Origin of the sequence: Polynucleobacter sp. HIN6 (assembly GCF_030297575.1) — a bacterium.
Taxonomy (GTDB): domain Bacteria; phylum Pseudomonadota; class Gammaproteobacteria; order Burkholderiales; family Burkholderiaceae; genus Polynucleobacter.
Window position 1 is genome coordinate 497,813 of the sequence record NZ_AP028137.1, and the last position, 22,172, is coordinate 519,984.

A 22,172-nucleotide genomic window follows, 5' to 3' on the forward strand; every position below is an offset into this window, starting at 1 on the left:
ACATATGCTTTATCAATCAACCCGAGGCGCAAGCCCAGAACAAACTTTTCAGGGAATTTTATTAGGTGGCCTGGCACCCGATGGGGGTTTGTATTTGCCAACTCACTATCCTCAGGTGACCAAGGCGCAGTTAGATTCTTGGAGGGGTCTGTCGTACCCCGACTTGGCATTTGAAATTATTCGTTTGTATTGCGATGATATTCCCGCTGATGATTTAAAAGCCTTGCTTCACAAGACCTATACTCCGCAGGTCTATTGCAATGGTCGTCCTGCTGACGCAGCAAGTGACATTACCCCGGTGCATTGGTTAGGTGAGGAGCATGGTGCAAGGTTGGGACTCTTAAGTTTATCGAATGGCCCAACCCTTGCTTTCAAAGATATGGCGATGCAGTTGTTAGGCAATCTCTTTGAATACGCATTAAAACATGCCAAGCAGGATCTCAATATCTTGGGGGCCACTTCCGGGGATACTGGAAGTGCGGCCGAGTACGCTATGCGAGGTAAAGAGGGCATTAAAGTGTTTATGCTGTCGCCGCGTGGCAAGATGAGCCCGTTCCAGTCGGCGCAAATGTATTCCTTGCAAGACCCCAATATTTTTAATCTCGCGGTCGACGGAGTATTTGATGATTGCCAGGATATTGTGAAGGCGGTTAGCAATGATTTGGAGTTCAAAGCTAAATATCGAATTGGAACAGTGAACTCTATCAATTGGGGACGTGTTTTAGCGCAGGTGGTGTACTACTTTCAGGGATATTTATTAGCAACAGCTTCGAGTGAGGAAAAAATATCTTACGCAGTGCCATCCGGTAATTTTGGTAATGTTTGCGCAGGTCATATCGCCAGGATGATGGGTTTGCCGATTGCGCACTTAGTAGTTGCAACCAATGAAAACGATGTCCTCGATGAGTTCTTTAAAACCGGCGTTTACCGAGCACGCAAATCTGCCGAAACTTTACATACCTCAAGCCCGTCGATGGATATTTCGAAAGCAAGTAATTTTGAGCGTTTTATTTTCGATCTACTTGGTCGTGACGGTAAGCGTACTGCCCAATTATTTAAACAAGTAGAAACGGATGGTGGCTTTGATTTATCGTATGATCCGGCATTTAAAAACATCTCTCAATTTGGATTTGTCTCGGGTCGAAGTACACATCAAAATCGTTTAGAAACGATTCGGGATATTGATGAGCGCTACGGTGTCATGATTGACACCCATACTGCTGACGGCATTAAAGTGGCACGTGAGTATTTGCAGGATGGCATTCGGATGCTAGTGCTGGAGACCGCCTTGCCAATTAAATTTGAAGAAACGATCCAAGAAGCATTGGGTCGGCCTGCCGATTGCCCACCCGCATTTCGTGACATTAAAAATAAGCCACAACGTGTGACGAATGTACCGGCTAGCACCCCAACGGTGAAGGCCTTTATCCAAGATCACGTCGATTGATCATGGCCATCAGCTCATCCTCAGGCTCTAGTAATAAACCACCACTACTAAGTGCAGCCGATGCTTTATCACATTTACTGAAAAACCCTGTGCCGGTTGAGGCCCAAGAGTTAGTGCCAACCCAAGATGCACTAGGGCGTGTACTTGCTGAGGATATTGTTAGTACAGTTGATGTGCCGCCACTCGACAACACATCGATGGATGGTTATGCGCTAGCTACTCGGGATATTTCGGAGCCAGGCGTAATCTTAAAAGTGGATCAACGCATTCCAGCGGGATCGGTCGGTAAGCCGCTTAAGCCAAAGACCATTGCCAGAATCTTTACGGGTGCGCCGATACCCCCAGGGGCAGATGCGGTTGTGATGCAAGAGGATTGTGTAACTCAGGCCCAATCCGATTTGGTACAAATTAACTCTATTCCTAACGCGGGACAATGGATTCGTCGACGCGGGGAGGATTTAAGTGTCGGAAAAGTTGCTTTATCGGCTGGCACCGTTTTAAGACCTCAACATCTGGGCGTCGCTGCGTCTGCTGGCTATGCACAGCTGCCTGTTAAGCGTAAGGTAAGAGTAGCAGCATTCTTTACTGGTGATGAGTTGTCCTTACCAGGCGAACCTTTAAAGCCTGGCGGTATTTATAACTCGAATCGGGACACCTTATTGGGGCTTATTCGGAGCATGGGATGTGTTGGGACAGATTATGGGATTGTTCCTGATCGATTGGAGTCAACCCGCCAAGCTTTACGAACTGCTAGCGAAGATCATGATCTGATTATTACCTCAGGCGGAGTCTCCGTGGGCGAAGAGGATCACATTAAGCCAGCCGTTCATGCGGAAGGTCGACTGGATTTATGGCAGATTGGTATTAAGCCAGGTAAACCGCTGGCATTTGGCGCGGTTCGCAAACAAAATCAGGCAAATCGCGAGGCATGGTTTATCGGTCTTCCTGGTAATCCAGTATCTAGTTTTGTGACCTTCATTCTATTTGTTCGTCCATTTATCTTAAAACTTCAGGGGCGGTCCGATTTGGCACCACCATCTTTTCAGGTGAGAGCCGACTTTGATTGGCTAAAGCCAGATCGCCGTAATGAGTTTTTGCGAGTCAAAATGAACGCAGAAGGTGGTCTTGACCTATTTCCCAATCAGAGCTCGGGTGTTTTGACAAGCGCAGCTTGGGGGGATGGCTTGATTGATTGTCCGGCCGGACAGGGATTCAAAAAGGGTGATATGGTTCGATATATCCCCTTTAGTGGACTACTTTATTAATTCATCGCCATGAAACTGCATCTGCGTTTTTTTGCCTCGATACGAGAAGGCCTAGGTGTGGCGCAAGAAGAGATTGTGATTCCCGACTCGGTCAAAACTATTGCAGATCTTCGCGCCTTCTTAACAACGCGAGGCGCGCCGTGGTCCGATGTGTTGTCGAAGGATCGCGTCTTGCGATGTGCTCTCAATCAGCAAATGGTCAGCGCAGACACCGCTCTATTGGAGGACGCTGAAGTTGCTTTCTTCCCTCCGGTCACTGGAGGCTGATATGCCGGTTCGTATTCAAGAGCAGGATTTTGACCTCAGTACAGAAATTGCAAATTTACGAGCTGGCGACGGTGCAGTTGGTGCGGTCGCTATTTTTGTTGGTACGGTTCGGGATCTGAATGACGGTTCCGCTGTGAGGCAAATGACCTTGGAGCATTACCCGGGGATGACCGAAGCAGCCTTACAGTCAATTATTGATCAGGCTAAGGGTCGCTGGGATTTGAATCAAGCCCTGATTATTCATCGCGTCGGTCCCTTGCAGCCGCTCGATCAGATTGTGCTGGTCGCCGTTACCAGCGCCCACCGTGGCGAGGCCTTTGCTGCATGCGAGTTCATGATGGATTACCTAAAGACACAAGCGCCTTTTTGGAAAAAAGAAGATACTCCAAATGGCGCTCGTTGGGTCGATGCCCGCGTTTCAGATGATGCCGCTTTGGCCCGCTGGTCTAAAAGCTAGGCTGATTGCTAAAGAACCCTCTTTTCTGGGCTCGTGGTAAACGTTTCACGGCACATTCCGCTTTAGAGGCCTCTGAGCGGTCAGGATAGGTCTTTACCTCCAACAACCTCACTGGCCCTCGTCCACGCGTATAGCGTGCACCAAGCCCTTGATTGTGTGCAAGTATCCGCCCCTCCAGCTGATTGGTAATGCCAGTGTAATAACTACCATCAGCACATTCGAGGAGGTAAAGGAACCAGGGCATCGCAGTTTGCATTGAAATAAAAAACTTGAATAATGGGGTTTTACCCCCATATTCTAAGTAGACTTATTCATTAGTAAATAAATTCATTTAAATCATGCGAATCGATAAATTAACCACTAAATTCCAAGAGGCGTTAGGGGACGCACAAAGCCTTGCCTTAACTAACGATAACCAGTTCATTGAGCCCGAGCACTTGCTGCTTGCCATGCTGCGCCAGCAAGATGGGGGGGCGCGTAGCTTATTAACTCGGGCCGGTACCAATGTTGCTGGCCTTGAAAAGGCTGCCGAGGCGATGATCGCCAAATTACCTCAGGTGCAGGGTACCGGGGGCGACGTTCAGATCGGTCGGACTTTATTAAGTTGGCTCAATCAAACCGAAAAGGAAGCAAGTAAACGCGGAGATCAATTTATTGCTGGCGAGCTATTCTTATTGGTTTTGGCAGACGATAAAGGCGAGCTTGGCAAAGCAGCCCGTGAGAATGGGCTGAGTCGCAAGGCCTTAGAAGCAGCCATTGATTTAGTGCGCGGCGGAGAGTCGGTGAACTCAGCGGATGCCGAAGGGCAGCGCGAAGCTCTAAAGAAATACACCCTTGATCTGACCGAGCGTGCTCGACTTGGAAAGCTTGATCCAGTGATCGGGCGCGATGATGAGATCCGTCGTGCGATTCAAATTCTTCAGCGGCGTAGTAAAAATAACCCGGTCTTAATTGGTGAGCCAGGTGTCGGTAAGACGGCCATCGTTGAAGGCCTTGCGCAACGTATTGTGAACGGTGAAGTGCCGGAAACCTTAAAAGACAAACGCGTCTTGGTGTTGGATATGGCACTGTTACTAGCAGGCGCAAAGTATCGCGGTGAATTCGAAGAGCGTTTAAAAGCCGTTCTTAATGATGTGGCAAAAGATGAAGGCCGCACCATTATGTTCATTGATGAAATTCATACCATGGTTGGAGCTGGTAAGGCCGATGGCGCAATGGATGCTGGCAATATGTTAAAGCCCGCACTAGCGCGGGGTGAGCTCCACTGTATTGGTGCCACCACACTGGATGAATATCGTAAATATATTGAAAAGGATGCCGCTCTAGAGCGTCGTTTCCAAAAAGTGATGGTTGATGAGCCAAGTGTTGAGGCAACGATTGCGATTCTGCGTGGCTTACAAGAGAAATATGAACTACATCACGGCATTGAGATTACCGATCCAGCGATTGTGGCCGCAGCTGAGCTTTCTCACCGCTACATCACAGATCGATTTTTACCGGACAAAGCAATTGATCTTATCGATGAGGCTGGTTCTCGCATCAAGATGGAGATTGATTCAAAGCCTGAGGTGATGGATAAATTGGATCGTCGCCTGATCCAATTAAAGATCGAGCGTGAAGCGGTCAAGAAAGAGAAGGACGATGCTTCCAAAAAACGCCTAGATCTCATTGAAGAAGAAATTACCCGTTTGGGCGCCGAGTATGCTGACCTTGAGGAAATTTGGAAGGCAGAAAAGGGTGCGGCCTTGGGCGCTGCCTCTGTGAAGGAGGAGATTGAACGCGTTAAAGCAGAAATCGCCAAGCTGCAGCGTGAGGGTAAGCTCGAGAAAGTAGCTGAACTCCAATACGGTAAATTGCCTGAGCTTGAGCAAAAGCTCAAGTCAGCGGCGGCTGCTGAGGCAAAAGCAGAACAAAAAGATACAGGCCGGCCGAAATTGCTTCGTACTCAAGTTGGTGCCGAAGAGATTGCTGAGGTGGTCTCGCGCGCCACTGGTATCCCTGTTTCTAAAATGATGCAAGGTGAACGGGACAAACTGCTCAAAATGGAAGAACATTTACACGAACGCGTGGTGGGGCAAGATGAAGCCATTCGCGCGGTATCGGACGCGATTCGTCGCTCGCGTGCCGGTCTTTCTGAGGAAAATAAACCCTATGGCTCATTTATGTTCTTAGGGCCTACTGGCGTCGGCAAAACGGAGCTCTGCAAAGCATTGGCTGAGTTTTTGTTTGATAGTGATGACCGACTCATACGTATTGACATGAGTGAGTTCATGGAAAAGCACAGCGTCGCTCGCTTAATTGGTGCGCCCCCTGGGTATGTGGGTTATGAGGAGGGTGGTTATCTTACTGAGCAGGTGCGTCGCAAACCCTATAGCGTGATTTTGTTTGATGAGATCGAAAAAGCACATCCTGATGTATTTAATGTGTTACTACAAGTTTTGGATGATGGACGCTTAACCGATGGTCAGGGTCGCACGGTTGATTTTAAAAACACGGTGATTGTGATGACCAGTAATATTGGTTCTCATTTGATCCAGTCCATGACTGGAAAAAATCAAGCAGAAGTGAAAGAAGCAGTTTTTGGCGAACTTAAGAATCATTTCCGTCCTGAGTTCTTAAACCGGGTCGATGAGATCGTGGTCTTCCATGGACTTGACCAAAAGAATATTGCCTCGATTGCAAAAATCCTCTTACAAAACCTCTCCGAGCGCTTGGCGCGTCTTGATATGCAATTAGATATTAGTGATGCCGCGTTGAATAAGTTAGCCGAGGTTGGCTTTGATCCTGTTTTTGGAGCAAGACCACTCAAGCGAGCGATTCAGCAACATATTGAAAATCCGGTATCGAAGATGATCTTGGAGGGTAAATTTGGCCCGCAGGATGTAATTCCGGTGGATGTCGATAAAAAGGGCGATTTCAGCTTTTCGCGTCTCGTGCATTAAGCGTTTTGGCGGATTGAGCGACTGGCGCTAAACTAGTGCCATGTCGCTTGCCCAAGGCAGTTTTTATTCTAGTGATAACCGTACGATTGGCTTAATTAGCCTCGCGCACGGTACCTCACATTTTTACCATTTAGTTCTTCCTCCACTATTTCCTTGGCTCAAGATTGAGTTCGGCTTGTCGTACGCCGAACTCGGTTTATTGATGACCGTCTTCTTTGTGGTGTCTTGCATTGTTCAGGCCTCGTCTGGTTTTCTGGTGGATCACAAAGGCGCGCGACCAGTCCTTTTCGCCGGGATCGGACTATTGGCTCTATCCGCAGTGACCTATGCTGTGAGTTCAAGCTATTTGGGGTTGATGATTGGTGCAATTTTGATGGGGTGTGGTAACGGCGTTTTTCATCCTGTTGATTACACCCTAATTAATCATAAGATTTCGCCAAAACGACTACCGTATGCGTATTCCTTCCATGGGGTCACAGGTTATCTAGGCTGGGCTTTAGCCCCAGTCTTTATGGTGGCGATTGCCGAATTGGTAAACTGGCGAACGGCAATGATGGCGGCAGCCATCTTAGCCATATCGGTTCTGTTGTTGCTCTGGTTTAACCGTGACTTGTTAACGGATGATGCAAAAGAGCGTCAAGCTAGTAATTTAGCGAATGCGCGTAAGGAAGACCCAAACCATAGCCCCTTGGGAACTTTTGATTTCTTAAAGTTGCCTGCCGTTTGGCTATGCTGGCTCTTCTTCTTTTTTAGCATGGTGGCGATGTCAGGTATTCAATCATTTGCCCCTAGTGCCCTGTTTAAGACTTATGAAATCTCGGTTGCCTCCGGAAACTTTTTCCTAACTCTCCTAGCACTTGGAACCGCTGGCGGCATGCTATTAGGCGGTTATCTGGCAAGTCGTTTTGCTGCCCCGGAACGAACGGTTGTGATCTGCTTATTTGTTAGTGTGCTTATGTCGGTGATCATCGGTGCAGAGTTGGTATCGGCTGCCTTCATTCCAACCTTGTTTGTTGTGATCGGAATTGGCTTGGGTATTGCTGCGCCATCACGCGACTTAATGATTCGGTCAGCAACGCCGCAAGGCGCCTCTGGTCGAGTCTATGGCATTGTCTACTCAGGCATTGACCTTGGCGCCTCAGTCGGCCCTCTTGCCTTTGGAATTTTGCTCGATGCTGGCAGGCCCAACTGGCTCTTCTTAGGGGTTGCCTTTATCCAATGCTTAATTATCTTTACCGCATTTAGGGTTGCAAGTAGCATCCCCAATCGACCAGCTACGGCGGATTAAATCTAATTTCCATCTAGTGAAATCAAAATTTCATTAGATGGAAAGATAGAAAAATGAAAATTGTTACCCCATTTCATTTTCTAATTCTTTATTTCATAAAGCAAAATTTTATCAATAAGTAATTGAATCTGTTGAGTTAATTTATTTTTATATCATTAGTAGATTTAGTCATTATTAATCAATTGCTTTCTAAACTCTTATATAAGACATAAGAATTTGGGTTTCTCAAGCCCTCGTCGATATCCATTTTTATCGTGAATGAAGGAGAGCAATATGGTGACTCGTAAAGCAGAAGCAGCAATTATTCAGAAGGATTGGGATACCAATCCACGTTGGCAGGGGGTAAAGCGTGGCTACACCGCAGAAGATGTCGTTCGTCTTCGTGGTTCTGTTCGCCCAGAGCACACCTTAGCGAAACAGGGCGCTGAGAAGTTATGGAATTTAGTGAATAACGAAGCCTATGTAAATTGCTTGGGTGCATTGACCGGTGGTCAAGCCATGCAGCAAGTGAAGGCAGGTGTTAAAGCAATCTATTTGTCAGGCTGGCAAGTAGCTGCTGATAACAATACCTATGCAGCAATGTATCCTGATCAATCCCTCTATCCAGTGGATTCAGTACCTAAGGTGGTTGAGCGAATTAATAATACATTTGAGCGCGCAGATCAGATTCAGTGGTCAAAAGGAATTAATCCAGGCGATCCTGGTTACATCGATTATTTCGCACCCATCGTTGCCGATGCTGAAGCTGGCTTTGGTGGTGTTCTGAATGCCTATGAATTAAGCAAAGCATTGATTAAAAATGGTGCAGCCGGCGTGCACTTTGAAGATCAGTTGTCATCCGTTAAAAAATGCGGACACTTAGGTGGCAAGGTGCTGTTACCAACCCAAGAGTCCGTGCAGAAATTAATTGCTGCTCGTTTGGCTGCCGATGTCATGGGTGTGCCAACCATTATTTTGGCAAGAACCGATGCTGAGGCTGCTGACCTATTAACCTCGGATTATGATGAAAACGATAAACCGTTCTTGACTGGTGAGAGAACACCTGAGGGTTTCTATAAAACTCGTAAAGGGCTCGGACAGGCGATTTCTCGTGGTTTGGCTTACGCAGAATATGCCGATATGGTCTGGTGCGAGACGGGTACCCCAGATTTGGATTTTGCGAAGAAGTTTGCTGAAGCCATTCGTGAGAAGTTCCCCGGAAAAATGTTGGCCTACAACTGCTCGCCGTCATTTAACTGGAAGAAAAACTTAGATGATGCAACGATTGCTAAGTTCCAGCGCGAGCTAGGTGCGATGGGTTATAAGTACCAGTTCATTACTTTGGCCGGTATTCACTCGATGTGGTACAACATGTATGACCTTTCACAAGACTATGTCAAGCGCGGTATGACGGCTTATGTTGAGAAGGTTCAAGAGCCCGAGTTTGCAGCACGCGATCGGGGTTATACCTTTGTTTCACATCAGCAAGAAGTTGGCACCGGCTACTTCGATGACGTTACAACCGTGATTCAAGGTGGGAAATCATCGGTAACTGCCTTGACTGGATCGACCGAAGAAGAGCAATTTCATTAATCATTTATTCGCCTAATCTGCGGCTAATGCAGTTATGGAAGGCGCCTTTAGCATCCCAAAAGGGTGACTTAGGCGCCTTTCTGTTTTACAGTAGTGACTATGAACCATTGCATTCTTTGCAAAGACGAGGGCGGGCATCTAGTATGGCGCGGTGATGATGCGCGCGTTGTTCTGGTCGATGCTCCCGATTTGCCTGGCTATTGCCGGGTGATTTGGAATCGACATACTGCTGAGATGAGTGAGCTATCACGAGTTGAGCGAGAAATCTTGCTGGCCTTGGTGGACGTGGTTGAGTTTGCAGTCCGCCGTGTGATGCGACCCCAAAAAATAAACCTAGCCTCATTGGGTAATCAAGTTCCCCATCTTCATTGGCATGTGATCCCCCGTTTTGCCGATGATCCATATTTTCCAGAGTCAATTTGGTCTTCAAGGCAGCGCGATACAGCTGAAGCTGTACTGAAGTCGCGACGTGAGCTTGCTAAGGGAGTTCCGGAAGCGATCCGATCAGGTATTGCTGACTTAGCTTAAGCGTTGGTAGGCCCAGGCTTGATGAAAGCCGTGGGCGTCTAGTAAATTTTCCTGATGAAAGCCTGCCTGGCGCGCGAGCGATTGATATTCAGAGGGGCTCAAAGGAAAGTCATTGGCTCGCACATGCTCAGTAATACGGGCGCATTCGATGGAATTGATCTCTACCCAGTCCTTTTCAACCATACATAAATATTGATCGAGATAGTCATCTCGACTTTGTCGATCATTGCGCATTACATCGATCAACACAAATGACCCCGACTGTTTTAAGACCCGAAAGCATTCCTTAAAAAGAGCCAGCTTGGATTGATCATTCAAATGATGAATGGCATAACTTGAAAATACTAAATCCAGGGCGCAGTCCGGTATTTGACGAAGTTGCTCAAGCATATCCAAGCAATTTAATTCCAATTGCGAAGACCAGGGTGCCAAATTAGTTTTAGCAAGCTGCAGCGCTGGTTGTGAAAGATCGCATGCTATGTAGCGCGAGATTTGATTATTCTTAAAAAGTGTTTGACTGAGAGTGGCGTCTCCACAACCAAGATCTACAAGAGACAGCGGTCGATCAATTGATTGAATTAGCTTTTGACTGGCATGAACTAATTCGTGATGAAACATGTAGTTATGCTCAAGTAGTTTTTGATATGTCGCCCAATTGGAGCGAAATAAAGTGATTGGGTCAGATTCAGACGCTTGATTCATTGAAAACCTAGAGTAATTTTCGGATCGATTCAATATATGCATGCGCATCGAGAGCCTGACCATTGCGCTGTGATTCCCAAAGTGCGCGACCTAGGCATTCCATGATCTGGTGTTGGGCCTCATGCTCTGAATCTAATTTTCGACTAAGTTGCTCGGCTACCAACTTGATTCCCGGGGGCTGATCAATTGAAATCTGCTCGCTAATCGATAGGTGCATCGATAAATGCAAAAAGGGGTTGGTTTGCCCTTGTTCGGGTGTGAATTCATGAGAGAGCGCTTTATTGCTCGTCAAAATAGCGTGGTACTCAGGGTGAAGCTTGATCCATGAGCAGGCCATCATCTCCAGGGGCGTTAATACACCCCCAGATAACTCTTTTTGCCATGCCCCGCAAAAGAATTGTCGAACCTCATCACGGCTTGGGTTAAACAGTGCCACGTATTTTTCCTTGATTGGTTTTATATCGATAGGAGCATAAAGGCTCGACGATGCATTGCGCGCAATCTGGATTGCGAGCTTTGCATACATAGCGGCCGTGCAAAATCAGCCAATGATGAGCATCCATGAGGTAGTCCTTCGGAATCCGTTTCATGAGTTTTTTTTCAACTTCAATGACATTTTTACCCGGGGCAAGACCTGTGCGATTCGATACTCGGAAAATATGAGTATCTACCGCAATCGTTGGTTCCCCAAATGCCGTATTGAGGATCACATTGGCGGTTTTGCGCCCAACCCCAGGAAGTGCCTCAAGGTCAGATCGGTTTCTGGGTACTTCACCACCATGGCGCTCAAGCAGGATTCGACAGGTCTCCTGTAAATGTTTACCTTTTGTTCGATACAGTCCAATATGTTGAATATAAGGACGTACCCCTTCTTCGCCGAGCTCTAGGATGGCTCTAGGAGTATTGGCGACTACGAATAATCGACGAGTTCCCTTATTCACCGATACATCGGTTGCTTGCGCAGATAGTAAGACCGCAGTTAATAGTTCGAATGGCGAGCTGTATTCGAGTTCAGTAGTCGGCTTTGGATTATTTGCCTTCAATTGCTCAAAAAAGGCAATGCGCTGCTCAAGATTCATGATGTTGATGAGCCTGATTGCTTTACTCGTGCAATGGCTGCAGCAATAATCGCCCGTTTCCGTTCGATTTCATCGAGTTGTGCTTGGCTAGTGGCCTCATTCTGATCCAGTGCAGCCAATTTAGCTTTGGCTTTAGTGGCTAATCGCTCTTGTTGATCACGCTCTTCACGTTCTAATCGATTTAAATGCGACTCATAGCGAGCTCTCGCAAGATCGGCTTGGGCGACTGACCAGGCATTCCAGCCGGTTTGTTCACCCGTTACATTGAGCATGTGAATGCAATCGACTGGGCAAGGGGCAACACATAAATCGCAGCCTGTACACCACTCGGAAAGAACGGTATGCATTTGTTTGGACGCGCCAACGATGGCATCGACGGGACATGCCTGGATACAGAGTGTGCAGCCAATGCAGGCTTTCGGATCAATCCAAGCGACAGGGCGGGGACGCTCAACCCCGCACTCTGGGTTAATGGTGCGGGTCTCATCATCCAAGGGGTAATTCAGGATTTGGCTAAGACGAATAATTCCCTCGACACCGCCCGGGGGGCAACGATTGGGTTTTTCTCCCTCAGCGAGCGCCTCTGCGTAACCGCGGCAATCGGGGTAGCCGCACTTTGTGCATTGTGTTTGCGGAAGCGCGTCTTCGAGTAGGTCGGCCAGCTTGGTTGAGGGCATGGACTTTAAATCCGATGCAATTTAATTCGCGTCTTGATTGCTGGGATTCGATGAGTGGTGAGCCCGAATAAATTGCTGGATGCGGGGATAGACCTTATTGCGCCAACGACTTCCAGAAAAAATACCGTAATGTCCGGCACCGCTTACTTCATAATGCTCTTTCCTCGATTCCTCAATTCCCTTGCACAGTTTATGGGCCGCACGCGTTTGACCACTCCCAGAAATATCATCCATCTCGCCTTCGATCGTCAGTAAGGCTGACTCCTGAATATCTTGAGGTTTAACGAGCTCATTGCGTACCATCCAAGTTCCATTTGGTAGTGCATAGTCTTTGAAGACCGTACGTATGGTATCTAAGTAGTAGTGAGCATCCATATCCAGCACCGCGTTGTATTCGTCATAAAAACGGATATGGGCTTGCGCATCTTGTTCGTCACCACGTACTAAGTTTTGAAAATAATCCCAATGTGATTGCAGATGGTTGCTTGGGTTCATGGCAATAAAACCCATGTGCTGCAAGAACCCTGGATAAACTCGTCGCCCGACACCAGGATGGGGTGGCGGTACGTTATGAATCGTATTTGCCTCAAACCACTCAATCGATTTACTCATCGCTAGAGAGTTCACTGCGGTTGGTGATTTGCGTGCATCGATTGGTCCGCCCATCATCACCAGTGAGCGAGGTGTGCTCTCACCACGTGAAGCCATCAGAGATACAGCGCCCAGTACTGGTACGGTTGGTTGGCACACCGATATCACATGCAAGTTTTCAGCGCCAATGTGGCGAATGAAATCTTCAATGTAATGGACGTAATCATCTAGGCCGAATACACCTTGGTCATTTGGAACCATCCTGGCATCGATCCAGTCGGTGATATAGACCTTGTGATCTTGCAACATGGTGCGAACGGTATCGCGCAATAAGGTCGAGTGATGACCCGAGAGTGGGGCAACAATTAAAACAACAGGGTCTTGCTTCATTTTGGAGATGACTTCAATATCATCTGAAAAACGCTTGAAGCGAACCAAATTACAAAAAGGCTTGGCTAGAGCAGTAAATTCTTGGACAACCACTTCTTTGCCGTGTGCCTTGACACTCCGAATTCCAAACTCGGGTTTTTTATAGTCCTTGCCAAGACGGTGCAAGAGTTCATAACTGGCTGCTAGACGTTCGGCACCCGGCACCAGTGAGAGCGGGTTCGCGGGATTAACAAAAGTCTCAGCGGTCGTTTTAGCCCACTCTGTTAGGGGTTGCAATAATGCTTTTTGAAAATCATAGATTTGATAAAGCATTGAATACTCTCCAGAACCAGCAAAGATCCTATTTTGACATGAGAACCCGGGCAATTGCCTGAGCGACCCGATCTATATTTTTAGTATTTAAAGCAGCCACGCAAATGCGTCCCGTGGACAGAGCGTAAATGCCATCCTGTTCTTGGAGCTTGGCGACCTGGTCAGAGGTCAGCCCTGAGTAGGAGAACATTCCCCGTTGTGCTTCAATAAATGAAAAATCTTGCGATACGCCAGCTGCTGCCAATTTCTCTTTTAGGCCTTGACGCATGGATTTAATCCGATCGCGCATCTGGGCTAATTCATCTTCCCACATTTGACGCAGTTTTGGTGAGTTGAGAACCGTTGCCACAATCGCTGCACCATGCGTTGGTGGGTTTGAGTAATTGGTTCGAATCACGCGTTTGAGCTGCGACAGAACGCGGGCAGACTCTTCTTTGCTTTGTGTCACGATGGATAAAGCACCAACACGCTCACCATACAAAGAGAATGATTTGGAGAAAGAACTCGATACGAAGAAAGACATTCCCGAATCAGCAAACATGCGTACGGCAGCACCATCTTGTTCAATACCGTCCGCAAAGCCTTGGTAAGCAATATCAAGAAATGGAATTAACTGTTTTTGTTGGCAAATCGAAATAATTTTTTTCCATTGATCTTTGTTGAGATCCGCGCCCGTTGGATTGTGACAGCAGGCATGGAGGATGACTAAGGTTTTCGCAGGAAAAGACTCCAGCGATTTCACCATGCCATCAAAGTCAACGCCCCGTGTTTTTGGGTCAAAGTAGGTGTACTCCAAAACCTCGTATCCAGCAGCCTCAAAAATACCGCGATGGTTCTCCCAGCTTGGGGAGCTAATGGCTGCTTTTGCAGTGGGTTCAAGGCGTTTAACAAAATCTCCACCAACTCGGAGGGCTCCAGTGCCACCAAGGCACTCTGCAGTGACCACTCGCCCAGCCTGAATCAATGCTGAGTCTTTGCCAAAAAGTAAGTTCTGAACAGCTGAGTTATATGGATTGGGTCCTTCAATCGGAATGTAGGCACGAGGCGCTTCTTTAGCAACGACTTCTTTCTCCGCCTCCAGGACAGCGCGCAAGAGCGGAACTTTGCCTTCGTCGGTGTAATAAACCCCTACACCTAAATTAACTTTGCCGGGCCTTTGGTCAGCGCTATAAGCCTCGGTTAGGCCAAAAATTGGATCTTTGGGAGCAAGCTGGACGGAAGAAAACAGATTCATGGTGGAAATTTCGATTAGTTGTTGTAAATCAGGCTCTTAGAAGCGGTTGGTATAAACGGAATAAAAACGGCAAAATTGAAGATTATTTATAAATTGCTAGGTAATTCATCCCTGGCCATAAATGATAGCCGAGATGCCAAAGCTCAATCCAAAATCGACCAGCAAAAAAAAGAACCCAGACCCGGTCGTTTTTACCGATTCTTCTGGAGTCGCAGAGGATGTTGTTTTACAGATTGAGCAGGCAACGACTCTGGATGAATCGAAGTTTGTTACCTTTCCAAATTCACCATATCAACTCTATCAACCATTTCCCCCCGCCGGTGATCAACCGACTGCGATTGATCAGTTATGCGAAGGACTTGAGGATGGATTGTTGTTTCAAACTCTATTAGGGGTTACCGGTTCGGGCAAAACATTCACCATGGCGAATGTCATTGCGAGAATGGGCCGGCCGGCCATTATCTTTGCGCCCAATAAAACTCTCGCAGCACAGTTGTATTCTGAGTTTCGGGAATTCTTCCCCAGAAATGCTGTTGAATATTTTGTGAGTTATTACGACTACTATCAACCAGAAGCTTACGTACCTCAGCGCGATCTGTTCATCGAAAAAGACTCATCAATTAATGAGCATATTGAACAGATGCGTTTATCGGCCACAAAAAGTTTATTAGAGCGTCGAGATGTGGTGATTGTGGCAACCGTATCGGCCATTTATGGCATTGGTAATCCAGGCGATTACCACAGTATGGTGTTGACTTTACGACCTGGTGATAAATTAAGTCAACGCGATATCGTGACTCGATTGATTTCCATGCAGTATGAGCGCAATGAGATGGATTTTCAGCGAGGCATTTTTCGGGTCCGCGGCGATACGATCGATATTTTCCCGGCCGAGCATAATGAACTGGCGATTCGGGTTGAGCTATTTGATGACCAAGTTGAATCACTTCATTTCTTTGATCCATTAACCGGAAAGATTAAGCAAAAATTACCGCGTTTTACGGTGTATCCAAGCTCGCATTATGTAACCCCAAGAGAAACAGTTTTAAGAGCGATTGAAACTATTAAAGCTGAGTTACGGGAGCGTTTGGATGAGTTTGTTAAAGGGAATAAGTTAGTGGAGGCGCAGCGTTTAGAGCAGCGTACCCGATTTGACCTTGAGATGCTCGCGGAACTTGGCTTTTGCAAAGGGATTGAAAACTATTCGCGACATTTATCGGGTGCAAAACCGGGTGAAGCGCCACCCACATTAGTTGATTACCTGCCAGATGATGCGCTCATGTTTTTAGATGAGAGCCATGTTTTGATTGGGCAATTGAATGGGATGTATAACGGGGACCGCTCTCGTAAACATACCTTGGTGGAGTACGGCTTTCGCTTACCATCGGCAATGGATAACCGCCCACTGAAATTTCCAGAGTTTGAGACGAAGATGCGCCAAGCAATTTTTGTCTCAGCAACTCCAGCCGATTATGAAAACCAAAAAACGGGCCAAGTGGTTGAGCAAGTCGTACGTCCTACAGGTCTGGTCGATCCTGAAATTGAGGTTCTACCTGCCAGCTCTCAGGTGGATGACTTACTGGGTCAAATTCATGAGCGTGTGAAAGCGGGTGAGCGCATATTGGTCACAGTGCTTACAAAGCGTATGGCCGAACAATTAACAGAATATTTGGCTGATAACGGCGTAAAAGTACGCTATGTTCACTCGGATATTGATACGGTTGAGCGTGTCGAGATTATTCGTGATTTACGTTTAGGTGTTTTTGATGTGTTAGTTGGTATCAATTTATTGCGCGAGGGTCTTGATATCCCCGAGGTATCTCTCGTCGCAATCTTGGATGCGGATAAAGAGGGATTTTTACGAGCAGAGCGGAGTTTGATTCAGACCATTGGAAGGGCAGCGCGAAATGTTCATGGCAAAGCGATTTTGTATGCCGACAAGATAACGGACTCCATGAAAAGAGCGATGGGGGAAACTGAGCGTCGCAGAAATAAGCAAATTGCGTTTAACTTGCAGCATGGCATTAAGCCCAAAGGTGTTCAGAAGCGAATCAAAGACATTATTGATGGCGTTTACGATGTTCAGGAAAAGCGCGCGGAGTTGCAAGTTGCGCAGCGTAAGGCCCAGTATGAGATGATGAGTGAGCGTGAGTTAGCGAGCGAAATTAATCGTCTCGAGAAGCAAATGATGGCTGAGGCCAAAAATCTCGAGTTTGAGAAGGCGGCCGCAACTCGAGACCAGATTGCTAAAATTAAGGAGTTGGCATTTGGAGCGCTTGCTAAAGATTCTATATAAATCAAGCGCTTATCGTTTTTATCCCCACATTACCCCTATGGCTTATTCCTGATAAAAATACTCGGGAATATGTTATACTTGAGTGGAATTGTCAGGTATTACCCCTCTGGCAATGGCTGTCCATATCAACCCACAACCAAGGTGATTTATGAGACTTACTACTAAAGGTCGTTTTGCTGTAACCGCGATGATTGATTTAGCCTTGCGCGAAGCGCATGGTCCCGTAACCCTAGCTGGAATTAGCCAGCGCCAGAAGATTTCGCTTTCGTATCTAGAGCAACTCTTTGGAAAATTGCGTCGCTTTAACATTGTTGAGAGTACTCGCGGTCCAGGTGGCGGCTATACATTAGCCCGCAAAGCCGAGGAGGTCAGTGTGGCCGACATCATTGTGGCTGTGGATGAGCCCTTAGACGCTACCCAGTGCGGCGGCAAGGGAAATTGCCATAGCGAGGAAGACACCCATAGTCGCTGTATGACCCATGACTTATGGACCAATTTGAACGCCAAGATGGTTGAGTATCTAGACTCGGTCACCTTACGCGATTTGGTCAAACAGCAAGAAAGCCGCGGAGTGGTGATTGCTGATATGCGCGAGAAAAAAGTGCGCGTTGAGCCTGCGAAGTTGAAAAAGCCCGCAGTCGCTGCAGTTGCTAAAAAAGAAGAGGCTCCTAAGCGGCCCTTAATTAATTCAGTATTCAATTTAGCAAGACAAGGTTAAGTATGAACGCTCCCATGAAGGCAGCTTTACAACCCGTTTCCATATATAGCCCCAAGCATTTCCCGGTCTATATGGATTACTCGGCGACGACGCCGATTGATCAGCGCGTGGTTGACAAAATGCTGCCTTATTTGCGGGAGCAATTTGGTAATGCAGCCTCCCGTAGCCATGCATTTGGATGGGCGGCCGAGGAAGCGGTCGAGGAAGCGCGGGTTGAGGTTGCTAAATTAGTTCATGCCGATCCTCGTGAGATCGTATGGACCAGTGGCGCAACCGAGAGTATTAATTTAGCGCTGAAGGGCGCAGCCCATTTCTACAAAGAAAAAGGCAAGCACATTATTACGGTGAAGACTGAGCATAAAGCGACCCTTGATACTTGTCGTGAGCTTGAACGCGAGGGATATGATGTTACCTACCTCGATGTCATGGAAAACGGTCTAATTGATTTTGCTCAGTTTGAGGCTGCTATTCGTCCAGACACCATCTTGGCATCGGTGATGTATGTCAATAACGAAATTGGAGTGATTCAAGACATTCCACGACTTGGCGAATTGTGCCGCTCGCGCGGAGTCATTTTTCATGTGGATGCTGCGCAAGCAACCGGCAAGGTTGAGATTGACTTAGAAAAGCTCAAAGTCGATCTGATGAGTTTCTCAGCACATAAGACTTATGGCCCCAAAGGGATTGGTGCTCTATATGTGCGACGCAAGCCCCGAGTGCGAATTGAAGCGCAGATTCATGGCGGCGGTCACGAGCGCGGAATGCGTTCGGGAACTTTACCTGTTCACCAAATTGTTGGCATGGGTGAGGCGTTCCGGATTGCTCGGATTGAGATGACTGAGGAAGCCGCGCGGATTCGCAAATTGCGTGATCGTTTGTTAGCTGGTTTAAAAGACATTGAAGAAGTTTATGTCAATGGTGATATGGATCACCGTGTTGCCCATAACCTCAATATCAGTTTTAACTATGTTGAAGGTGAATCGATGTTGATGGCATTAAAGGACATTGCGATCTCTTCTGGATCTGCTTGTACCTCAGCATCTTTAGAGCCTTCTTATGTATTGCGTGCATTGGGGCGTAACGATGAGCTTGCCCATAGTTCGATTCGTTTTACGATCGGTCGCTTTACCACCGAAGAAGAAGTAGATTTCACGATTGCGTTGGTCAAAGACAAGATTGCAAAATTGCGGGAACTTTCTCCCTTATGGGAAATGTACAAAGACGGCATTGATCTCAATACGATTCAATGGGCAGCGCATTAATGATGTTTGTTGTTCTAAACGAGGTAATTTGAAATGGCATATAGCGATAAAGTAATTGATCATTATGAAAACCCCCGAAATGTTGGCTCCTTTGCCAAGGGTGATGAGCAGGTTGGCACCGGAATGGTTGGTGCGCCCGCATGTGGTGATGTGATGAAATTGCAAATTCGTGTGAATGATCATGGTGTCATTGAAGATGCGAAATTCAAGACCTATGGTTGCGGTTCTGCGATTGCATCCTCCTCATTGGTGACCGAATGGGTAAAAGGTAAAACTCTTGATCAAGCTTTGGAGATTAAGAACTCCCAAATTGCTCAAGAGTTGTCATTGCCACCCGTGAAAATTCATTGTTCGATCTTGGCTGAGGATGCCATTAAGGCAGCAGTAAAAGATTACAAAGACAAGCATCCTGTTAAATAAAAACTACTATGCCCATCACCCTCACTGAAAAGGCCGCTAACCACGTCAACCGTAGTTTGCAAAAACGCGGTAAAGGCTGTGGTTTGCGTTTGGGCGTGCGCACCACTGGCTGCTCAGGCCTTGCCTATCAATTGGAATATGTTGATGAGGCCGCTCCAGAAGATCAAGTATTTGAATCCTATGGCATCAAGATTTTTGTTGATCCAAAGAGCCTGACCTATATCGACGGCACCGAGCTTGATTTTGTCCGCGAGGGCTTAAATGAAGGATTTAAGTTTCAGAATCCCAATGTGAAAGATGAGTGTGGTTGTGGCGAATCTTTCCGCGTCTGACAACTACTTCACTTTTTTTGGCCTCACTCCCCGATTCGTATTTGATACGTCGGCATTGGATCAGGCCTATTTAGCGATTCAAAAGGAAGTTCACCCCGATCGTCACGCCTCGGGGTCTGATGCCGAGCAACGCTTAGCGATGCAAATGGCGACTTATGCCAATAGCGCTTACCGAACCCTGAAAGACCCCATCGCGCGTGGCCTCTACCTCTGTCAGCTCCAGGGCGTTGAAGCTGATCTCGAGACTAATACTGCAATGCCAGCCCAGTTTCTCATGAAGCAAATGGAGTGGCGCGAAGCTTTGGATGACCATGCCGATGATTTGGAGGCTCTGGAGCAACTTGCAACTGAGGTTGAAGCCTCTCGTAGCGATTCATTACAGCAGCTTACCAATGCATTTGAGCAGTCCTCTTATTCCAAAGCGGTCGATATCTTGCGTGGCTTACTCTTTATCAACAAATTTGCTACCGAGCTCGATGATGCAATCGCGCAACTGGTCTAAGACAAACAAATATGGCTCTACTACAAATTGCTGAACCTGGAATGGCATTGGCGCCCCATGAGCGCAAGGTGGCCATTGGAATCGATTTAGGAACGACGAACTCCTTGGTTGCGGTCGTTCGTGATGCCTTACCAAAAGTCTTAACGGATGCTGCTGGTCAGGCTCTATTTCCCTCGGTGGTTCGGTATTTGCCAAATGGCAGAACGCAGGGTGGATTTGAGGCTTTAGAACATGTGATCGAGGATCCAAAAAATACGATTGTCTCAGTTAAGCGTTTCATGGGACGCGGTTTAAATGATTTCACGGGTCACGATTTCCCTTACACGTTCATCGATGAGCCAGGCATGGTTAAGTTACGAACTGCTGCAGGGGATAAAAGCCCGGTGGAGGTGAGCGCAGAGATCTTGGCGCGATTACGACAGTTAGCCGAAGATTCCGTACAGGATGAAATCGTCGGGGCGGTCATCACAGTTCCCGCTTATTTTGATGATGCCCAACGTCAAGCTACGAAAGACGCTGCTAAGCTTGCCGGGCTCCACGTCCTGCGGCTATTAAACGAGCCCACAGCGGCTGCGATTGCGTATGGCCTAGATAATGCCTCGGAAGGTATTTATGCCGTCTATGATCTTGGCGGCGGAACCTTTGATATTTCGATTCTGCGAATGAGTAAGGGCGTGTTTGAGGTTTTATCCACCGGTGGAGATTCTGCCTTGGGTGGTGATGACTTCGATCGATCGGTATATGACTGGGTTATTAATGAGGCTAAGCTGATAAGCCTTGAGCCTCAGGATCAGCGGGCGCTTCTGAGCGCAGCCAAGCGCGCCAAAGAAGAGTTAAGCAATGTGACCGAAACCCCTATTGAGCTCACGCTCACGAACGGACAGTCCATCTCCCTAATTCTGACTCGCGACAAGTTCGGAGCGCTTACAAAGCCATTGGTGGATAAGACTATGGTTTCGGTTCGTAAAGCACTGCGTGATGCTCAACTCCAAGTGGATGAAGTAAAGGGTGTCGTGATGGTTGGTGGCGCCACCCGTATGCCGCAAGTACAAGCAGCGGTTGGGGCATTTTTTAAGACTCAGCCCTTAAACAACCTTGATCCCGATCAGGTGGTTGCTCTTGGCGCAGCAATGCAGGCCGATCTTCTAGCGGGCAATCAAAGCAAGAACAATGAGTGGTTATTACTTGATGTTATCCCGCTATCCCTTGGTTTGGAAACCATGGGTGGACTCGTAGAAAAAATAATTCCGCGCAATACGCCAATTCCTGTTGCCAGGGCACAAGACTTCACGACCTTTAAAGATGGTCAGACCGGTTTATCGCTCCACATTGTACAGGGGGAGCGCGAGGTCGTTGATGCTTGCCGGTCCCTAGGGCGATTTGAGCTCAAGGGTATTCCTCCGATGGTTGCTGGTGCTGCGCGTATTCGAGTGACATTCCAGGTCGACGCAGATGGACTTTTATCGGTGCATGCGATCGAGCAAAGCTCTGGAGTCCAGGCATCCATTGAAATCAAGCCATCCTATGGGCTAAGTGATTCTGAGATTGCTCGCATGCTGCAAGATGGATTCCAGGCCGCCGGGGATGATATGCGCGCTCGTGCATTACGTGAAGAGCAGGTGGAAGCAAGGCGCTTATTAGAGGCAGTGACTGTAGCACTGCAGGAGGATGGTGATCTGCTAACCGATGTCGAGCGTGCCCTGATTCGAAAGGAAATGACTCAGTTACAGACACTTTTAGAAGTGGAAACAAACAGTGATGTGTTGCGTAAAGCGATTGAAAAAGCCGCCAAGACTACCGATCCGTTTGCTGAAAAACGCATGAATGCCAGCATTCAGCGTGCACTGACTGGAAAAAATGTTGCTGAAATTTAACTCTTGAGATAAACGTA

Annotated in this window: 22 protein-coding genes; 15 read left to right on the forward strand and 7 right to left on the reverse strand. The window is 47.4% G+C overall.

Annotated features, from left to right (window positions below; genetic code table 11):
* Positions 1-4 precede the first annotated feature (4 nt).
* From thrC to moaE, 4 genes are read left to right on the forward strand one after another with little or no spacing between them, the layout of a single operon-like run.
* A complete protein-coding gene (gene thrC, locus QUE66_RS02570) occupies positions 5-1,447 on the forward strand; it encodes a threonine synthase (RefSeq protein WP_286224277.1) in 1,443 nt (480 codons plus the stop codon).
* 2 nt (positions 1,448-1,449) lie between these two features.
* Complete coding sequence (locus tag QUE66_RS02575) at positions 1,450-2,712, forward strand: molybdopterin molybdotransferase MoeA (protein WP_286224278.1); 1,263 nt, start codon at positions 1,450-1,452, stop codon at positions 2,710-2,712.
* Between the two features lie 9 nt (positions 2,713-2,721).
* Positions 2,722-2,979: a molybdopterin converting factor subunit 1 gene (moaD, locus tag QUE66_RS02580; RefSeq protein WP_286224279.1), complete on the forward strand. Its 258-nt coding sequence runs from the start codon at positions 2,722-2,724 to the stop codon at positions 2,977-2,979.
* Between the two features lies 1 nt (position 2,980).
* Positions 2,981-3,436 carry a molybdopterin synthase catalytic subunit MoaE gene (gene moaE / locus QUE66_RS02585; protein WP_286224280.1) on the forward strand — a complete coding sequence of 152 codons (456 nt, stop codon included), beginning with the start codon at positions 2,981-2,983 and terminating at the stop codon, positions 3,434-3,436.
* On the opposite strand, the gene QUE66_RS02590 is transcribed toward moaE, so the two are convergent.
* Positions 3,426-3,692 carry a GIY-YIG nuclease family protein gene (locus QUE66_RS02590; protein WP_353506818.1) on the reverse strand — a complete coding sequence of 89 codons (267 nt, stop codon included), beginning with the start codon at positions 3,690-3,692 and terminating at the stop codon, positions 3,426-3,428. The two genes, moaE and QUE66_RS02590, sit on opposite strands and share 11 nt — an antisense overlap.
* An 82-nt stretch (positions 3,693-3,774) precedes the next feature.
* Here QUE66_RS02590 and clpB point away from each other — a divergent pair, with 82 nt between their 5' ends.
* The 4 genes from clpB to QUE66_RS02610 all read left to right on the forward strand — a co-directional run bounded on the left by clpB (position 3,775) and on the right by QUE66_RS02610 (position 9,766).
* Complete coding sequence (gene clpB / locus QUE66_RS02595; RefSeq protein ID WP_286224282.1) at positions 3,775-6,378, forward strand: ATP-dependent chaperone ClpB; 2,604 nt, start codon at positions 3,775-3,777, stop codon at positions 6,376-6,378.
* A gap of 40 nt (positions 6,379-6,418) precedes the next feature.
* Entirely contained in the window at positions 6,419-7,666 is a 1,248-nt protein-coding gene (locus QUE66_RS02600; protein ID WP_286224283.1) for an MFS transporter, read from the forward strand.
* 273 nt (positions 7,667-7,939) lie between these two features.
* The gene (gene aceA / locus QUE66_RS02605) at positions 7,940-9,238 is read left to right on the forward strand and encodes an isocitrate lyase (RefSeq protein ID WP_353506819.1); all 1,299 of its coding nucleotides are present in this window, start codon (positions 7,940-7,942) and stop codon (positions 9,236-9,238) included.
* Between the two features lie 99 nt (positions 9,239-9,337).
* Positions 9,338-9,766 carry an HIT family protein gene (locus QUE66_RS02610; RefSeq protein WP_286224286.1) on the forward strand — a complete coding sequence of 143 codons (429 nt, stop codon included), beginning with the start codon at positions 9,338-9,340 and terminating at the stop codon, positions 9,764-9,766.
* Here QUE66_RS02610 and QUE66_RS02615 read toward each other — a convergent pair.
* From QUE66_RS02615 to QUE66_RS02640, 6 genes are read right to left on the reverse strand one after another with little or no spacing between them, the layout of a single operon-like run.
* Positions 9,758-10,468, reverse strand: coding sequence for a class I SAM-dependent methyltransferase (locus QUE66_RS02615; protein ID WP_286224287.1), 711 nt, complete (start codon positions 10,466-10,468; stop codon positions 9,758-9,760). The two genes, QUE66_RS02610 and QUE66_RS02615, sit on opposite strands and share 9 nt — an antisense overlap.
* 7 nt (positions 10,469-10,475) lie before the next feature.
* Positions 10,476-10,898 (reverse strand): DUF1841 family protein, encoded by a 423-nt coding sequence (locus QUE66_RS02620; RefSeq protein ID WP_286224714.1) that lies wholly within the window; start codon positions 10,896-10,898, stop codon positions 10,476-10,478.
* On the reverse strand, positions 10,891-11,547 hold the full coding sequence (gene nth, locus QUE66_RS02625) for an endonuclease III (RefSeq protein ID WP_286224288.1): 657 nt from the start codon (positions 11,545-11,547) through the stop codon (positions 10,891-10,893). The genes QUE66_RS02620 and nth overlap by 8 nt, the downstream gene beginning before the upstream one ends.
* A complete protein-coding gene (gene rsxB, locus QUE66_RS02630; protein ID WP_286224289.1) occupies positions 11,544-12,224 on the reverse strand; it encodes an electron transport complex subunit RsxB in 681 nt (226 codons plus the stop codon). Before rsxB ends, nth begins: the two co-directional genes overlap by 4 nt.
* Positions 12,225-12,245: 21 nt before the next feature.
* Positions 12,246-13,517, reverse strand: coding sequence for a polyhydroxyalkanoate depolymerase (locus QUE66_RS02635; protein WP_286224290.1), 1,272 nt, complete (start codon positions 13,515-13,517; stop codon positions 12,246-12,248).
* Between the two features lie 28 nt (positions 13,518-13,545).
* On the reverse strand, positions 13,546-14,751 hold the full coding sequence (locus tag QUE66_RS02640; protein ID WP_286224291.1) for an amino acid aminotransferase: 1,206 nt from the start codon (positions 14,749-14,751) through the stop codon (positions 13,546-13,548).
* 133 nt (positions 14,752-14,884) lie between these two features.
* Here QUE66_RS02640 and uvrB point away from each other — a divergent pair, with 133 nt between their 5' ends.
* The 7 genes from uvrB to hscA all read left to right on the forward strand — a co-directional run bounded on the left by uvrB (position 14,885) and on the right by hscA (position 22,155).
* Positions 14,885-17,047, forward strand: a complete 2,163-nt coding sequence (gene uvrB, locus QUE66_RS02645) for an excinuclease ABC subunit UvrB (protein ID WP_286224292.1) — start codon at positions 14,885-14,887, stop codon at positions 17,045-17,047.
* A gap of 148 nt (positions 17,048-17,195) precedes the next feature.
* Positions 17,196-17,765, forward strand: a complete 570-nt coding sequence (gene iscR, locus QUE66_RS02650) for a Fe-S cluster assembly transcriptional regulator IscR (RefSeq protein WP_108508047.1) — start codon at positions 17,196-17,198, stop codon at positions 17,763-17,765.
* Between the two features lie 2 nt (positions 17,766-17,767).
* Entirely contained in the window at positions 17,768-19,027 is a 1,260-nt protein-coding gene (locus QUE66_RS02655) for an IscS subfamily cysteine desulfurase (RefSeq protein ID WP_286224294.1), read from the forward strand.
* A gap of 33 nt (positions 19,028-19,060) precedes the next feature.
* Entirely contained in the window at positions 19,061-19,447 is a 387-nt protein-coding gene (gene iscU, locus QUE66_RS02660) for a Fe-S cluster assembly scaffold IscU (RefSeq protein ID WP_215371770.1), read from the forward strand.
* A gap of 8 nt (positions 19,448-19,455) precedes the next feature.
* Positions 19,456-19,779: an iron-sulfur cluster assembly protein IscA gene (gene iscA, locus QUE66_RS02665; protein ID WP_286224299.1), complete on the forward strand. Its 324-nt coding sequence runs from the start codon at positions 19,456-19,458 to the stop codon at positions 19,777-19,779.
* Positions 19,757-20,281: a Fe-S protein assembly co-chaperone HscB gene (gene hscB, locus QUE66_RS02670; RefSeq protein ID WP_286224301.1), complete on the forward strand. Its 525-nt coding sequence runs from the start codon at positions 19,757-19,759 to the stop codon at positions 20,279-20,281. The genes iscA and hscB overlap by 23 nt, the downstream gene beginning before the upstream one ends.
* An 11-nt stretch (positions 20,282-20,292) precedes the next feature.
* A complete protein-coding gene (gene hscA, locus QUE66_RS02675) occupies positions 20,293-22,155 on the forward strand; it encodes a Fe-S protein assembly chaperone HscA (RefSeq protein ID WP_286224302.1) in 1,863 nt (620 codons plus the stop codon).
* The last annotated feature ends 17 nt before the right edge of the window (positions 22,156-22,172 follow it).

Coding starts and splice junctions, on each gene's coding strand:
- QUE66_RS02575 (WP_286224278.1), top strand. CDS start 1,450: ATGGCCATCAGCTCATCCTCAGGCTCTAGTAATAAACCACCACTACTA.
- QUE66_RS02655 (WP_286224294.1), top strand. CDS start 17,768: ATGAACGCTCCCATGAAGGCAGCTTTACAACCCGTTTCCATATATAGC.
- iscU (WP_215371770.1), top strand. CDS start 19,061: ATGGCATATAGCGATAAAGTAATTGATCATTATGAAAACCCCCGAAAT.
- clpB (WP_286224282.1), top strand. CDS start 3,775: ATGCGAATCGATAAATTAACCACTAAATTCCAAGAGGCGTTAGGGGAC.
- nth (WP_286224288.1), bottom strand. CDS start 11,547: ATGAATCTTGAGCAGCGCATTGCCTTTTTTGAGCAATTGAAGGCAAAT.
- QUE66_RS02590 (WP_353506818.1), bottom strand. CDS start 3,692: ATGCAAACTGCGATGCCCTGGTTCCTTTACCTCCTCGAATGTGCTGAT.
- iscR (WP_108508047.1), top strand. CDS start 17,196: ATGAGACTTACTACTAAAGGTCGTTTTGCTGTAACCGCGATGATTGAT.
- hscA (WP_286224302.1), top strand. CDS start 20,293: ATGGCTCTACTACAAATTGCTGAACCTGGAATGGCATTGGCGCCCCAT.
- thrC (WP_286224277.1), top strand. CDS start 5: ATGCTTTATCAATCAACCCGAGGCGCAAGCCCAGAACAAACTTTTCAG.
- QUE66_RS02615 (WP_286224287.1), bottom strand. CDS start 10,468: ATGAATCAAGCGTCTGAATCTGACCCAATCACTTTATTTCGCTCCAAT.
- moaD (WP_286224279.1), top strand. CDS start 2,722: ATGAAACTGCATCTGCGTTTTTTTGCCTCGATACGAGAAGGCCTAGGT.
- moaE (WP_286224280.1), top strand. CDS start 2,981: ATGCCGGTTCGTATTCAAGAGCAGGATTTTGACCTCAGTACAGAAATT.
- QUE66_RS02610 (WP_286224286.1), top strand. CDS start 9,338: ATGAACCATTGCATTCTTTGCAAAGACGAGGGCGGGCATCTAGTATGG.
- rsxB (WP_286224289.1), bottom strand. CDS start 12,224: ATGCCCTCAACCAAGCTGGCCGACCTACTCGAAGACGCGCTTCCGCAA.
- QUE66_RS02640 (WP_286224291.1), bottom strand. CDS start 14,751: ATGAATCTGTTTTCTTCCGTCCAGCTTGCTCCCAAAGATCCAATTTTT.
- QUE66_RS02635 (WP_286224290.1), bottom strand. CDS start 13,517: ATGCTTTATCAAATCTATGATTTTCAAAAAGCATTATTGCAACCCCTA.
- uvrB (WP_286224292.1), top strand. CDS start 14,885: ATGCCAAAGCTCAATCCAAAATCGACCAGCAAAAAAAAGAACCCAGAC.
- iscA (WP_286224299.1), top strand. CDS start 19,456: ATGCCCATCACCCTCACTGAAAAGGCCGCTAACCACGTCAACCGTAGT.
- QUE66_RS02600 (WP_286224283.1), top strand. CDS start 6,419: ATGTCGCTTGCCCAAGGCAGTTTTTATTCTAGTGATAACCGTACGATT.
- aceA (WP_353506819.1), top strand. CDS start 7,940: ATGGTGACTCGTAAAGCAGAAGCAGCAATTATTCAGAAGGATTGGGAT.